At 44.1% G+C, this 16,168-nt stretch carries 10 protein-coding genes; 7 read left to right on the top strand and 3 right to left on the bottom strand.

All coding sequences use genetic code 11. The annotated features are described in order from the left end of the window. Positions 1-25 precede the first annotated feature (25 nt). Both E0H82_RS07570 and E0H82_RS07575 read right to left on the bottom strand, forming a co-directional pair. Complete coding sequence (locus E0H82_RS07570; protein WP_131264078.1) at positions 26-3,763, bottom strand: UvrD-helicase domain-containing protein; 3,738 nt, start codon at positions 3,761-3,763, stop codon at positions 26-28. After that, complete coding sequence (locus E0H82_RS07575) at positions 3,763-7,452, bottom strand: exodeoxyribonuclease V subunit gamma (RefSeq protein WP_131264079.1); 3,690 nt, start codon at positions 7,450-7,452, stop codon at positions 3,763-3,765. Before E0H82_RS07575 ends, E0H82_RS07570 begins: the two co-directional genes overlap by 1 nt. Before the next feature lie 178 nt (positions 7,453-7,630). On the opposite strand from E0H82_RS07575, the gene E0H82_RS07580 reads away from it, so the two are divergent. Continuing rightward, complete coding sequence (locus E0H82_RS07580; protein ID WP_131264080.1) at positions 7,631-8,137, top strand: hypothetical protein; 507 nt, start codon at positions 7,631-7,633, stop codon at positions 8,135-8,137. A gap of 39 nt (positions 8,138-8,176) precedes the next feature. On the opposite strand, the gene E0H82_RS07585 is transcribed toward E0H82_RS07580, so the two are convergent. Further along, the gene (locus E0H82_RS07585; RefSeq protein ID WP_131264081.1) at positions 8,177-9,595 is read right to left on the bottom strand and encodes a phosphate--AMP phosphotransferase; all 1,419 of its coding nucleotides are present in this window, start codon (positions 9,593-9,595) and stop codon (positions 8,177-8,179) included. 210 nt (positions 9,596-9,805) lie between these two features. Here E0H82_RS07585 and E0H82_RS07590 point away from each other — a divergent pair, with 210 nt between their 5' ends. From E0H82_RS07590 to hisIE, 6 genes are all read left to right on the top strand, one after another. After that, positions 9,806-10,510, top strand: coding sequence for an FFLEELY motif protein (locus E0H82_RS07590; RefSeq protein ID WP_131264082.1), 705 nt, complete (start codon positions 9,806-9,808; stop codon positions 10,508-10,510). 166 nt (positions 10,511-10,676) lie between these two features. Then, positions 10,677-11,621, top strand: coding sequence for a bifunctional demethylmenaquinone methyltransferase/2-methoxy-6-polyprenyl-1,4-benzoquinol methylase UbiE (gene ubiE, locus E0H82_RS07595; RefSeq protein WP_131264083.1), 945 nt, complete (start codon positions 10,677-10,679; stop codon positions 11,619-11,621). A gap of 23 nt (positions 11,622-11,644) precedes the next feature. Further along, the gene (locus tag E0H82_RS07600) at positions 11,645-12,313 is read left to right on the top strand and encodes a ubiquinone biosynthesis accessory factor UbiJ (RefSeq protein ID WP_131264084.1); all 669 of its coding nucleotides are present in this window, start codon (positions 11,645-11,647) and stop codon (positions 12,311-12,313) included. Positions 12,314-12,331: 18 nt separating this feature from the next. Continuing rightward, a complete protein-coding gene (locus tag E0H82_RS07605) occupies positions 12,332-13,951 on the top strand; it encodes an ABC1 kinase family protein (protein ID WP_131264085.1) in 1,620 nt (539 codons plus the stop codon). A gap of 170 nt (positions 13,952-14,121) precedes the next feature. Continuing rightward, positions 14,122-15,204 carry a patatin-like phospholipase family protein gene (locus E0H82_RS07610; protein ID WP_131264086.1) on the top strand — a complete coding sequence of 361 codons (1,083 nt, stop codon included), beginning with the start codon at positions 14,122-14,124 and terminating at the stop codon, positions 15,202-15,204. A gap of 176 nt (positions 15,205-15,380) precedes the next feature. Next, entirely contained in the window at positions 15,381-16,166 is a 786-nt protein-coding gene (hisIE, locus tag E0H82_RS07615; RefSeq protein WP_131264087.1) for a bifunctional phosphoribosyl-AMP cyclohydrolase/phosphoribosyl-ATP diphosphatase HisIE, read from the top strand. Positions 16,167-16,168 lie beyond the last annotated feature (2 nt).

Consider the following 16,168-nt stretch of genomic DNA (forward strand, 5'->3'; position numbering starts at 1 on the left):
TTATCCACAGCTTAATTCATTGTTTTTACATAGTAGCCAAAGGTGTTGATGCACTTTTATGAGCATGCTCTTCAGCAAAGTAGCCCAATAATGCATCTAAACGCAGTATAAATTCTGCGTCAGGGCACCAATAGTTGACCCCATATTGTGCATCGCCATGCATACCGCGCAAATACAGATAACTTGCACCGCCTAAATGTTTTTGAATGTCATAATCTTGCAACTGCACTTGTAAATAACGATGTAACGCAACCAAATACAGTCCCGCTTGCAACCAGTAACTGGCATGGGACATGCTTTCTTGTAACTTTGTTGGCGTGTAATCCATAACATTTACACCTAAAAAATTACTCTTATAATCGGCAATCTGGTAACGCTGCCCATCGAAATAAACCAAGTCGATAGAGCCTGTTAAATAACGTGCCGAATTTGCAGGATTGAGTTCTGGCATATAAATGCCATATTCAGCATATAAGTCCTGTATGCGTTTAATGGCCAAAACGTGATTGGACAAGGCCAAATAAAATGGAAACTCTGCCAGATATGAGTCTGCATTCAACTGGTTGAGGCAGAACTGCTGATATAAGGGGGTAGACAACACCTGTGCCAACCATTCAGCCATCCACATCAGTAATTGTTCTTCATCCACCTGCTGAAAGTCTTGCTGATATTTTTCACACAACGCCTGCCATAAACTTGGATAATCATTTTTAAAACGACGGCGGATTTCGATTTTCCAGTCTTGTTGCTTTTGAAAATCAATGTGTTCAAAGATCTCATGCAAAAAATTACCCGCCAAAGTCCCCATCGGAAATTGACGCTGAATCCAATGGATCGGTTGAACAACCTCCTCAGACAATTCTACAACTTCGAGATTCATTTCATCCGCAGCACTTTGTCGCTGTTCACGCTGCACAGCCAATGCATCTAATGCTTGCTGCCGACTCAAATGCTGTGCCAATGCACTAAAACTGGTTTTTGCACGCGGATAAAAACGTTGCGTTGGAAATTCGGCGGCATACAGTTCAGGAATATGCTGATCTTGCATCCGTTTCAATACTGGAGGACACTCGCTTAACACCGCTTCATCGACACTATATGGATGCTGAAAAACCTGTGCGGCATGCCCACGCCAAAATGCTAAGCCCGTGGTCGATTTACCTGCCTGATCTTGCAATATGGCATAAACCCGATGACTGGCACGGGTCAGTGCCACATACCATAAACGATGCTGCTCTGCTTCTGCGCGTGCATTATGCTGCTGAATGGCCAGCTCATCCAAAAGATGCTTGTCATTCACGGCAATCACACGCTGCATTTCGGGCTGCCCGGTAACGGGATCGGGCAACGGTTGCGTGGAAAAATTCAGGGTTTTGTTCATTTCCCGAAAATCTTTATCAGCTCCTAACAGGAATACAATCTTAAATTCCAAACCTTTGGATTGGTGAACGGTCATCAACTGCACGCCTGCTTCATTCGACAGTTTTCGTTCCAGTTCCCATTCACGCTCACTCGGCGCTTGAATCTGCCTGAGATACCAGTGATATAGCGCCTGTGGTCCCTGAAATTGCTCACTATGTTGACTGAGCAATTCGGTTAAATGGCGTAAGTTCACTACACAGCGTTCATTATCACGACTTTGGTTCGCCACCAAATTTGACCAAGCTTTAAACAAGTTCAAGGCATATTGCCACGCACTTAAAAAGCCCGTGTTAAACCACATTTCCCGAATGTAATCAAAATCTTCAATAAACTGACTCAATCCTTCGGGACGTTGTTCCAACGCTATTAATTGACTGAGTTGGAAGTTGAGTAACCGTGTCAGCAATGCTCGCTTGACCTTGGCCTCATCATAAGGATGCATGATTGCGGTCAAAATGGCTGCCACGTCTTGTGCAATTGGACCATCAAATACACTCCGCTTGGAAGGTCGATTGACGCGAATGCCCAAACGTTCTAATTCATATTGCACCTTATCTAAGCCATCATGGCTTTTAGATAAAATCGCAATATCATTTTCATCAATGCCACGGTTGCCTGTGGCTTCTGCCAAATACAACTGCTGCTGAATGCCTTGATTCAGCAAATCACGAATTTTCCACGCCACTTGAATAAATTCATCTTTTTTGTCTTGCAGCATCAACCAGCGCAAAGGCTGATGGTTGTTGCCTTGCACATCGACTAAAATTGGATGTGGTCGTGGTCCTGCCTCAACGGCACTATATTCAACCTCCTCTCCCAATTGGATTTGGCGCTGGAATAAAGCATTGACCACCGTGACCAATTCAGGTACAGAACGATGATTATATTTCAAACTGTACAAGCGCCCTTGCTTACTCAGCACATCGGCACGTGCTTTGTTATAGGTCAGCATGTCTCCGCCACGGAAGCCGTAAATCGCCTGTTTCGGATCACCCACCATTATCATGCAGCCTTTGGCATAATGTCCTGCATCACGCCAGATGCGAGCCAACATATTGTCCTGATCTTGATTGGTATCCTGAAACTCATCCACCAAAATTAAGGGATAACGGGCTTGAACAAAACGAGCAAAGCGCGCGCCTTGCACATCTTGCAAGGCATCAGCCAAAGTACGAATTTGCTGTGCAAAGGTGGTTTCGCCCTTTTGCTGCAAGATCTGCGGCAAGCGTTTTTTCACTTCCGAGGCCAGATAGAACTGCAAATAACTGTCTAATGTTTCTAGATCAAAACTGAGCTGGTCTAGACTGTGCATAAAAGCGGTCAGTTCACGAATCAGGGGATGCTGTTGAAATCCCTGTAAAACCTCATCTGGGCATTTGTTCAAGACTTTTTGGGTGGCATCGCTCAGATTTTTCAGGGTTTCGGCATATAAGGGCGCGAATAAGGCATAAGTCCCTTGCTGCTTTAACACCTCCAACAATTCAGGCAACTTAACCGTCAAGAGTTGCTGTAATTTGTTGTCATCACGCCATTTCTTGGCCAGTAACTTAAAATGGGCTCCTTCGGCAGAATAATAGTCTGCCAACTCAGATATACGACTCCAATCTAGCCCCAATAAATGTTCAACTTGCTGGCTAAAGCCCTCTACATCCACTTCGGGGGCAGCCACCGCCTGAAAATGTGCAGAAGCAAAATTTAGACTGTTTTCCACCACCGCCACATAAGCCTGTTGTGACTTTAATTTTTTATTCAGCAGCAGATAGTCCAAAATATTTTGCGGTTGCTGCTGAATCCATTCACGCAGTACGTCGTGAATCAATTGCTGGGTATATTGTTTGGCGTCATCGGTAATTTCTACCCGCTCAATTTTGCCACTTTCAAAGGCAAATTCACGTAGTAACTTCTGGCTAAAACTGTCCAAGGTTCCAACAAAGAGTTCATCCAGTTGATCAATCACCAATTTAAGCCGTTCACGCGCATAGTCCACCCGTGGAGCATAATCCTGTAAAACTTTTTGATATAAAGGATCGGATTCTGTCGTGATTTTCTGTTGCAGCTCCAATTGCGTCAGGCTTTGGCACGTCTCAAAGTAACGTAAAGTATCTAGCAAACGACTGCGAATCCGTCCCTTTAACTCTGCCGCTGCCGCACGGGTAAACGTGGTGGCAATCACCTGATTCGGGAGATAATCACCTAAGAAAATTCGTACCATTAAACTAGACAAGGTAAAGGTTTTACCTGTGCCTGCCGAAGCCTCAATCCAGTGCAGCCCTTTAAACTGCATATCCACAATCGGATGATAAGAAATTGCAGCAGGGGGAGTTAAATTCGTCATCTGCATTATTCCTTAATCAACTGTTGATATTGAAAAATTGGGGCATACAACGCATAGGCATACTGCTGGCAGGCTTGTGCTAACAAAGCCGTGCTATCTTGCTGTTGCAAAATAAACTGCCAATCACGATGTTGAGCACTGGCTTCATTTTCTAAAACAGAAAACCCTGCAAAACGCCCATCATCCTGCCAATCTTTAACCACGTTGTCCCAGTCTTTGATCTGCATTCGGCCCTGTTCATCGGGTTGCCATTCCAGTTGTTTACCTTTTTCTGCGACTTTAAATATTAAAGCTGCGGGTAAAACCACAGGCTGCGTCTGCCCGTGTTGCCACATCTCAAACCACGTTGCCAAATATTGCTGTGCTTGATGGGAAGATACCCCATGACACAGCACAGTCTGATCACTGAATACGACCAAGCGCGTCAAGTCTTGCCCTGCATCGCCTAAATTTTCATGTGCCAACCAAAACAGATATTCCAACCAGAGCTGAACCCGTCGTTTGGCACGTGCACTCGACGCTTCTAAACTGACCCATTGCTGCGTCGACTGAGATGGAACAGTGATTTGGAACTGGATATTTGCACTCATATTCCAAAGCTGTTGTGTGACGGCGGTGACTGTTTCTGCATAACGCTGCAAACGTGCTTGTAATTGCTGCTGTTCAATCACACTGATTTGCCATGCAGCTTGCTGCATTTTCCCGACAGGCAACTGATCTAATAACAGTTCAGGCTGGGTCGTTTGCCCTTGCTGTTGTAAGAAATTTCGGACTGCATAACGCCCCAAACCGTCTAAAACCAAGGGTTCAACCTCATCGGGCAAATTTTCAGGTTTTAAGTTTTCTACCCCAAGGGTTTTTAAATATAAACGTGCAGGGAAACAGACATCCTGAATCCATTGTCGACTTTGAATACTCACAAAATCATTGGATGCAGCCATATAAAGCGTATCTTGCCAAGCCTGACGCTGTCCCGTGGGGGCTGCAATCTGCTGTGCCACCCGATACCAATGATCTTGAAAGCGCATTGGTTTTGGCTGAGTAAAACCTGAAACATCAAAAGGTTGTAAAGGATGAATTTGATACAAGGAATGCAATTGTGCAGGTATCTCTAAGCCCTGCAAATCTGGACAGGTCGGCTCTGCCTCCTCTACTTTTTGGGTAATCAACGCCAAATATTGAATCAACTCTTGCACGGCGGTGGAAGGTTCACGCACTTCGCCATCATTGACATCAAAACCTTTATAAAATAACCACAAGCTTTGCTGTGCCAATAACAACGCATCCAAAAAAGCCCCCTGATCATCTTCTAAACGAGAACGATCTCCCAATTGCGGTTTCAGGATATCCATTAAATCAAACGGTAAGTGCTGATTGCGACTTGGGAATTTACCGCTATCCAAATTCAACATCACAATTAGACGATAAGGAATCGGACGAATCTGTCCCAACTGGCTAAAAGTAATCTGTCCAGTGGGTTCCGCCTGATCGAGCTGTGCATCTAAAGTGGCTTGAATTTCATCCAATAAATACGTTAAGGGCAAACTTAACTGATCCAAGCCATATTGATCCTGTCCTTCATAGAAGTTGGATAGCGTCAGCATTCGTTCTTGCTTTTTAATAATTTGTGCAACTGTGGCCAACACTTCTACACCAGCTTGTTCAAACTCTGCCACTTCCTGCATTAAAGTTTTGAGCCACTGTTCTACGCGCTTTGGCTGCTGCTGTTCGTGTGCCAACAACCAGTCACGACGTGCATCTAAATCCTGATAAATCTGAATCAATTTGGCAATCAGTTCAAAATCACTCGGCATGACTTCTGCAAAACTAAGGGTATGGTCAAATAAGGTATGTTCAGGAATAGCTATACCAATGGCCAAACGATCTAAGGCAAATTTAAAGCTGAAGCGATAGTCCTGATCGCCTTTGGTCAAACTCAAGGCCAAATGTGGTGCATCAAAGCCCCGCTTAAAGCCTGCTTGCTCCAGCAATTCCAACATGCGTTCGACCCTATTCATGTCTAAGCCATAGCATTGCTGTGTGGCTGCCAAGCTCAACCAGTCGGCAAAATCATCTAAGCGAAAACGCCCTTGCGTCAGTTGTATACGGCCCAATACCGCACGCCATGCATTGGCGGCATCCAATTGCGTCACGCCTGCAATTTTCACAGGCAGATAAATACTGTCTTGGCTAATCCGTGTTTGTGCATTCGGCATGATGCGCTCGGCCTCGCGCTCCCGTGCAGGCGGTGCAAAAATGCTCCGAATATGCGGCTCAATGTCTTTTAAATTGGGACTTAATACCAAAATATCGCTGGGGCGGCGTGGCTGCTCCTTGCTGCCTTGTGCCAACCATGCAATCAGTTGTTCTTTCAGCACTTCCAGTTGACGCAAAGTGGAATGACAGACATGTACCTGAATTGAATCATCTTGTGCATCCAACACAAATTGATGTTGTTCGGGTTCAACCAAATACAGAATATCAGACTGGACTTTGCCCAATAAGGTAGATGGATATTCATCCACAAATACATCTGCCCAAACCCCATCTTCCCCCGAAGAAAGCCCAGATAACAATGAAAAGTGATCGCGTGCTTGTTTACCAAAACGGGTTAATAATGGATGGCGTGATTCACGAATTTCGGCATTAAAATGCAGGGTAAAATCCTGAAAGAATTGTTGAATTTCGGCATCACTTGCCTGTGGGTTTTTCGCAATAAAACGCTCTTTTACTCGCAAGTCATAACGCGCTTTCCAGTTCGGATCGACACTGTCTGCCCAGTATTCCTGAGACGGGTTATAGTGCAGCAGATACACATCTATATATTGCCCTAAGCGCTGTAAAAACTGTAACTGACTCGGTGGTAAATCCAGCAAGGTAAACACCACCAAGGGCTGTGGCAGCTTTTTCAGTGCCGCTGCATTCGGTGCCTCGACACTGCCTAGCGTCTGCCAAAATGCCGCATCAATCTGCTGCATGTCCATAAAATCTTGATGAAACACCACTTGCCACAACCAACGCTGCCACGCTTCCAATTCATACGCTTGATTTAGAGTAAATGCCGAGATTTCAGTATTGGTCTGGAAGAACATCTGCTCAATCGGCAACGCCTGATTATTGCCCCAACGTTGTAACCAATTGGTCGGACAAGTACATTGGTTGATCGGGCAATTTTTCTGACAATGCCCGCGGTATTCCATGTAATGACTAAATAACTTAGACACCTGTTCAGCAACCCAATACAACATGCGCTGCTTTTTCAGTTGTTTTTCAATACCCTGCTCAAGTTGGTCGGCACTGGCATAAATACGTTGCACAATGGGAGCAAGCGGATGTGCCGCATCCAAAGGAGAATGCTCTGGCTGAATATAGGCCAGTAAGGCTTGATAAACCCGCCATTTAATAATTATGCGTGGAATATTGGCTTTACGTACCTGTTCTTTATCTTGATCCAGCACCCACTGATAAGCTGACCATTGAAAACCACGAATACGATGATGAAACTGAGTATTGGCACTAATGCCTTTTTGCTCGGCCAATTGCTGGGTCAGCCAAACTTCAACCGCGGGCGATGGCACAATAAAATGCTGGGTTTTTAACACCTGTAAAGCATTACTGCTTTGTGATTTTACCGTTTTTAACATGGCCTGAAGTAAAACATCAATCCGTTGACTCTGAATCACGTGAATGGCCATGAATATTTTTTCTCCAACGAAAAATGAACAGCAATCTACAAAAGCATAAAGATTATTGACTATACTTCATGTACTGTCTATGTCACGGTATAATCGCACTTCGATTTAAAAATGACTTTGAAAATCGAAGCTTAAAGATGCTTCAATATAAAAATGGATACAAGGTTTAGAGTACACAATGAAAATAGACAACATTCCCGATTCAATTGATGCCTCGTTAAATCTAGAACAAATACGGGCTGAATGCTTAGAAATGGTACAAAAACGTGCCTATGTTTCTGCCGGTGCAGCCGTCATCCCCGTTCCTTTTTTGGATGTCGTGATTGATGTCGGACTTTTGTCACAACTGATTCCCGAAATTAATGCCCGCTTTGGCTTAGCACCCGAACAAATCAGTGTGTTTGATTTAGAAACCAAACAAATTCACTGGCATGAACTACGTAAACGAGGTTTTGAATTTTCTGGTTTGGTTGTTGCAAGAACTGCCGTAAAAAACTCATTGCACAACATGGCATCTAAAATGATTACCAAACAAGTCAGTAAATATATCCCTCTGGGTGGTCAGTTGGTCGCGGCAGGTCTTGGCTATTTTGTCATGAAAAAAGTGGCCGAGGCGCATGTAGAAGATTGCTACAAATTGGCTAAATCCATTCAGCAAAAGCAAAACCTACAAACACTCGTTTAAAAATAGGTTTCGCCCAAATCAGATTGCTCAAAGCCATTTTTAATCGGCTTTGAGTTGCTTCAAAATACTTCTTAAAATTTCCAGTCGCGCACTGTATTTGTCATCATTGGCAATAATGTACCACGGTGCATAGTCGGTATTGGTGCGTTCAAACATATCCGCCGCCGCATGCAAATATTCATCCCACTTTTCCCGATTGCGCCAATCTTCTGGGGTGATTTTAAAACGCTTATGTGGCGTTTTTTCTCGTTCTTTAAAACGCGTATATTGCTCATCTTTACTAATCGAGAGCCATATTTTGACCACAACCGTTTGGCTATCACTTAAATCCTTTTCAAAACGGTTAATTTCTTCGAATGCGCGCTGCCACTCCACATCACTGGCAAAGCCCTCAACCCGCTCCACCAAAACCCGTCCATACCAAGTCCGATCAAAAATACTAATTTGTTCATTGGGTTGTAGTTTGTTCCAGAAACGCCACAAATATGGATGACGCAATTCATATTTTTCAGGCGCAGCAATACTATAAATTTCATATTCACGCGGGTCTAGACTTTTGACAATCCGTTTAATCGCTCCGCCTTTACCTGCGGCATCCATCCCTTCTAAGGCAATAATCACATTGCGTTCTCCAAAACGTAATGCATCTGCCACTTTACGGGTCAACTTATCAAGCTCTAGCTTATATTCATTCTTATCAATTTTTTCCACAGGCGGCTGTTGTAGCACTGCAGGAATATCAGCCTGCTTCCATTTATGCTGTGCCGATTTCACATGCTCTGGGCAATGTTCTAAGGCTCTTAAAACATGTTTGGCAAATTGTTGATCACGTGATTTTTCATCTTCACAATCAATAATGATCCAATCTTCGGTAAAGCGTTGTCGTAATTTTTGTAAGCGGTCATATTGTTTTTTATTGCGCCAGTTTAAACCATGTAATTTATGCCAGTGCAACTCACTGGCATCCATATTATCCAAACGCTTTTGCAAAGACTTCCAAGACAAATCAAACCAGATTTTAATCACATCCACATGGTTGTTTTTTAGGTCTTGTTCATAGGCACGCATATTGTCGACATATTCATCATAGAGCGTTTCATCTAAGGGCTGTGACACATGCAAAGCCGTTGTGAGTAAATCTCCGTACCAATTCCCAAACATCACGGCAATTTGCCCTTCGGCAGGAATAAAGCGTGCATAAGGCTGCCAAAATGGCTGTATATTGTTAAACAGGACAGGGGCATCTGCTTTCACCCGCAAATAACGCGGATCCATCCATTCGCGGAGTTGTTTTACCGCCTCACCTTTACCCGCCAGTTCAATACCGCTCACCAACACCAAAACACTTTTGGCATTCGGCTGATCTTGGGTATCTTTTAATGCATATTGTGCATCGATTAAATCAAGCGACAACTGATCTTCATCAGCCAAGGCTGGTTCTGATTGTTCTTTTACCATAAGTTTCCGCCCTAAATTTCAAATTATTTTTGCAATTTTTTAAGCCATCATTTTGTTTCAGTATAAAACAAGCGGAATAGGCATTTTGACAGATCTTTGTATAATTTCATGACAAATTGGCTGATTTTCATGCCATATTCGATCATTTTGTCATAGCGAGAACGTGCAACAAGCTCTAAGATTTGCACATGTTTCAAATCGAGATAGCACATGTCTAAACTTGCGGTACTAGATGAATTACTAGAACAGTACTATCAATTGCAATATCACAATAATGCTGAGCTATTTCAACGTCTGCAAGATGTGCAAATGTGGCAAAAACATCGCATGCAACGCACCCATCAACAGCACTTCGCGGTAAAAAACAACCAATTGATGGCGCAGTACTTTTTGAACCGTTTATATGGTGGCCCCGACTTTGATGCTTTGGCCAAACAAATTGCACGCATGATGAAATATGTGCATAAAGCAGAGAAACTCATTCCAGACAATGCGATTAAAACAGGGACTGCAGGTGTTGAATTGGCCATTCTTGCCGTACAGTTGGATGAGCATGTCGCACTACAACTGTTAGAAGACTATGCTCCGAATACCCCCCTCACAGACGAAATGATGCGCCTGAGTTATTTAAAACTGGATCAAGGCCAATCGCGTTTACATCAACTGGAACTGCTCGATCAACTGGGTGCCAGCCTCGACAAATATATGCGCTCATTTATGGTCTATACTGCGTTTAAAATGTGTAAAGGCGTGGCTTACAAACACCATTTCGATGTGATGTATGAGTTTATGCAGGACGGTTTTTTGGCGATGAAGCCATTAAAATCGGCGGAGCAGTTTGTCAAAGATTTTACCGCCATCGAGCGTCAAATTATTGGCAAAGTGCATGCCGGCGATCTGCATCCCTTTCAGTAAAAGCACATCCACAGCAGGATAAACTCTTGAGCGAATCTATAGCCTAAAGTTTTTTTCTGTATATTATTCATAACAATTGCATGATGATTGCTGCACATCGGCCAAGAATCTGTCATCATGCTTGCACTGCAACATTAACCCTATTTTTATGTTAGGAGTGACTTGAATGTCTAATGAAAATCAAACGCCTACCCCTACTTCTGAGTCGGCTCAACAAACAGACAAAGTCAGCCCCTTCCTAAACAGCCCACTCCCTGAAGGTATCCCTCAAGGACAGCAACAATCATTACAACAACAATTAACCGATACACCTGTTAGCGGCACAGTACCAAAATACAATCTGCCACGCGGTGCCAACACAGGTAACGTCGGTGCAACCACACACTTCGGTTATCAAACTGTCAGCAGTGAAGATAAAGCACAAAAAGTTGCGGAAGTATTCCATTCGGTTGCCAGCAAATACGACATCATGAATGACCTAATGTCATTTGGTATTCACCGCTTATGGAAGCGTTTTGCCATTAACATGTCAGGTGTACGTCGTGGTCAACACGTGTTAGACATTGCTGGTGGTACTGGTGACTTGGCTAAAGTGTTTAGCCGCGAAGTTGGACCTACGGGTCATGTGGTCTTGTCAGATATTAACGAATCAATGTTAAACGTCGGTCGTGACCGTCTGATTGATGCAGGCTGTACCAATGTCGACTTCGTCTTGGCGAATGCGGAAACACTAGAACCTTTTGCCGATAACAGCTTTGACCTACTCACCATCAGCTTTGGTTTACGTAACGTGACCGATAAAGACGCGGCACTGGCAGCGATGTATCGTGTGTTAAAACCAGGTGGTCGCTTATTGATTTTAGAATTCTCTAAACCTGTATTTGAACCGTTCTCGAAACTTTACGACTTATATTCGTTCACTGCGCTACCAATCATGGGCAAAATTATTGCCAATGATGCTGAAAGTTATAAATATTTAGCTGAATCCATCCGTATGCACCCAGACCAACGTACCCTAAAAGGCATGATGGAACAGGCAGGCTTCCAGAACTGTGACTACCATAACCTAACAGGTGGTATCGTCGCGGTACACCGTGGTTTCAAACTCTAAACGGACTGGGTGAAGGTTAAGCTATGTGGTCGATTCTGGCACTCGGTGCAGTTGAACGCTTGATTCACCATGTGATTGATCTAGATGCCATCACGCGTATTCAGCTCAATCAACTGCAAGGCAAAATGTTGCGTGTGGTACTCGACTCCCCGCAACTCTCGGTCGATGTATTCTTTGATCAAGACAAAGTTCGTCTTGAACCGACTGTCACAGGTCAGGCTGAGCGTCCGTCCATTTTTGAACAACGCCCGTTTGATCCGCAACAAACCACGACAGCAGCCACTGCAACCTTGCAGGTTAAAAATGTGGTGGAACTGCTAAAATTATTTTTGGCTGAAGATGTGGGTACCATTCCAGTACAGGGCGATTACCATTTATTGCAAGATATCCAAAGAATTATGCAGCAGGCTGAACCTGATTTAGCAGTGCATCTTAGTCCTTGGGTTGGCCCTGCCTTGGCACATGAACTGGGTAAAATTCAACTTGCACCCAAGCATCTCAAGCGCTCTTTGCAGAGCCATTTATTCTTTGCAGAAGATGCACTCAAAGAAGATTCAGGCTTGTTTGCTGCACGTTGGCAAATGAATGACTTGCAACAAGATACACGGGTTCTCAATCAAAATATTGACCGTACAGAAGCCAAAATCCAACAACTGCAACGTCAAATCGATGCACTTTCAGACTCTCTTTAAATTTAGGTAATACACTTTATGATTCCGCACGTTTCACGTTTACTCGAACTTTGGCGCATTGCTGCGCACTATAGACTCGACACGTTGTTTCCTGCGGAAGAATTACCCGAAAAAGCACGTCATGCCTTAGCTTTTATTCGTATGCACCCTGCGGCATGGTCGAGTAAAGAACGTAAAAATCCACTTAAACTGAAGCAAGCCCTCGAAGACATGGGACCTTTGGCCATTAAGCTCGGACAATTGCTTTCCACTCGCCGTGACTTGATTCCACCTGAAGTTTTGGCACAGTTGGTGTTATTGCAAGATCGCGTGAAACCGTTCAGCACCGATGTAGCGAAAACACGCATTCAGCAATCACTCAAAGCCGATCTTGCGACTTTATTCAGTCGTTTTGATGAACAGCCGCTTGCCGCTGCTTCGATTGCCCAAGTCCATACTGCCGCTCTGCATGATGGTCGCGAGGTCGTAGTAAAAGTCACCCGCCCCGATATCCGTAGCCAAATTCTACAAGATTTTGAAATTCTGGAATGGCTCGGTGCGACTTTAGAAAAACGCCTAGAAGCTGCACGTGCATTACATTTATCTGAAATTATTCAGGATTATCGTCAAATTATCCTGAACGAACTGGATTTAACCCTAGAAGCGGATAATACGCGTCGTATGCGTCATTACTTTACCGGTTCAAGCATGATGTATGTGCCTGAAGTCTATATGGACAGTAAAGAAGTGATGGTGGCGGAACGTATTACGGGCGTGCCGATTTCTGACACGGCAACTTTTGACCGCATGGGCATGAATCGTAAAGATTTGTCAGAGAAAGGTTTAACCATCTTCTTCACCCAAGTGTTCCGCGACAACTTTTTCCATGCGGATATGCATCCAGGCAACGTGTTTGTCGAGACCATTAATCCAAGCAATCCACGCTTTATTGCACTGGACTGTGCGATTATGGGCGAGCTGTCCAAGCACGATCAAATGACCGTTGCGCGCATGTTACTGGCGGTCATGAACAGTGACTTCATGCAACTGATTCAGATTGTGCACCAAGCAGGCTGGATTCCACCGGGTACTGACCAAGATGCCTTGGCGCGTGAAATGCGCCGCACGGTCGGACCTATGGTCTCGAAACCAATGCATGAATTGGACTTTGCCGGTATTCTGATTCAAGTCATGGATATTGCTCGTCGTTTCCATTTGGAAATTCCACCGCAATTGATGTTACTGCTGAAAACATTGGTCCACGTGGAAGGCTTAGGCACCGACCTGTATCCAGAATTAGACATTTGGAGCTTGGCAAAACCAATCCTCACCGATTGGATCAAAGCCCAAATGAATCCGCAAAAAAATCTGAAAGAACTCGGACAGAAAATCCCTGATTTACTGTTAGGTGCACAAGATTTTCCAACCCTGTTGGTCGATAGCTTAAATGGCTTAAAAAATCAGTCGGCTTGGAATGCGAAGCAACTAAATGAACTGCAAAGCCTGCGTCTACAGATGGAACATCAACAAAAACGCAGTTGGATTTTCGGCAGCTTGATGGCAATTTTCCTCTCCATTGCAATTATTGCGCCGTGGTATATCTCGATTGTCTTAATTGTCTGTGCCAGCCTCTTGTCTGTTTGGCGTCTGTTTAAATAATTTTATCGATAAAACATACTGTGGATAGCCCAAGAGTTATCCACAGTTTTGTGTGTTTTTAACTCACGCTTCTAAAGTGACTACCAAGTCACCTAAAGTTTTTCCCCGCCATTGAGCCCGTAGGCAGAACTTTTAAACTAAGTGCACATTTGTATATTTATAATTGCACCATGATTCAAATTCTTGAAAAGCGCTCTCCCGCCTTGAACATTCGTGCTGGTCATCTGGCGCGCCAACTCATCCAACAAGAAGGCTTACATGCCAAACAAGTCGATATTTTGCCTGGTGCGGCAGGTGGTCCCAAAGGCATTGGTTTGACTGGGCTTGATCAGGCGATTTTTGGCAGTTTCTTACCACAAGCTCCACAACGCCGCTTTTTAGTCGGTTCTTCAGTTGGTGCATGGCGTTTTGCAGGAATTTTGGCGCAAGGTGAAAAGCTTGGGCCTGAAAAACTGGCAGAGCTCTATATTGATTTGCCTTTTCATCACAAAATGAAAATTGCCGATATCGAAAAAATTTCACGCGAGATGTTGGCTGGAATTTTAAATCAGCAAACGCAAAAATTGGTCGATCATCCCAATTATCACCTCACCATTATTGCCGCAAAAGCCGAACACCTCTTCCAAAGTGATCAACGATTGGCACTGTATGGCTCTTTGCTGGGTATTGTGGGCAGCAATGCGATTGCACGTCAGCATTTAAATCTTTTTATGCAACGGGTCATCTGCCAACCGAAAAATTTCCCGCAATTTAAAATCAAAGACGACAGTTTTAAAACCCACTATCTGAACTTCAACCCTGACAATGTTGCAGACTGGCTCATGGCATCAGGCTCAATTCCCGGTGTTACGCCTGCGGTAAAAAATATCAGTGACGCACCGCAAGGTGCTTATCGCGATGGGGGTTTGATTGACTATCACATCGATTTACCCTTTGAAAGCCAAGGCATTGTGCTCTATCCGCATTTCAGCGACAGCATTACTCCAGGTTGGTTCGACAAGATGTTTAAATCGCGTAAAGCCAATCCAACTCATCAAGCACGTACCCTGCTGATTTCTCCTTCACAGGAATATCTGGCACGCTTACCACTGGGACGTTTACCCGATCGTAAAGATTTCACCCTCAAAGGCATGGCGCCACAACGTCGTATCCAACTCTGGAAACAATGTGTGGCTGAAAGCCAACGTTTGGGCGATGAGTTCTTGGAGCTGGTCGAAAAGCAGCGCTTTGCTGAGGTGATGCAAGAGCTTTAATCAGTTTACGATGCAGCATGAACCCAGCTTCCAAGTTCATGTTGCTGCACATCCGTTGACTAAATTGCTGAAAGATAATTCACACAAATCCAGCCTGATCACCTACACTATAGCCTGATGTTTTTCGCATCAACTTGAATATTCTTTTCGATTAACTGATTTTTGGTGAAGTCCCTATGAACAACGTGCGCTGGCTCGATGAAGTAAAATTTAACGAACAAGGTTTAGTCCCTGCCATTGCACAGCATCATCAAACAGGACGTGTGTTAATGGTTGCATGGATGAACCGCGAAGCCTTGGCTCTCACTGCTGAAAAGAATCAGGCCGTTTATTTTTCCCGTTCACGCAACAAGTTGTGGCACAAAGGTGAAGAATCGGGACATTTTCAAACCGTGCATGAAATTCGCCTTGATTGCGATGCCGATGTGATCATTCTACAAATTGAACAACACGGCGGTATTGCCTGCCATACGGGTCGTGAATCATGTTTCTATCGTAAACTCACCCCGCAAGGCTGGCAAATTGTCGATGCACAACTGAAAGATCCGAGCCAGATTTATGCGGCTGAAAAATCTAGCAATCCACATACTATTGCCATGAATGCGTCTAATGCACAATCAGAGCAAGTCGAAGTGCTGTCTTACCTCGGTCAAATGATGACTGAACGTAAAGGTGCAGATCCAGACTCGTCTTATGTGGCAAAGCTCTATCACAAAGGTTTGAACAAAATTCTAGAAAAAATCGGTGAAGAAGCCGTTGAAACGATTCTTTCTGCAAAAGAATTTCAATTGGCCGTCAATGAAGACAATAAAAATGATTTGATTTATGAAGTGGCGGATTTATGGTTCCATACCATTGTGATGTTGGGTCATTTCGACTTAGATCCACAATTGGTGTTGAATGAATTGGCACGTCGCCAAGGCTTATCGGGTTTGGTCGAAAAAGCCAACCGTAACCACTAAAT

The organism is Acinetobacter sp. ANC 4910 (genome assembly GCF_004331035.1).
Classification (GTDB): domain Bacteria; phylum Pseudomonadota; class Gammaproteobacteria; order Pseudomonadales; family Moraxellaceae; genus Acinetobacter.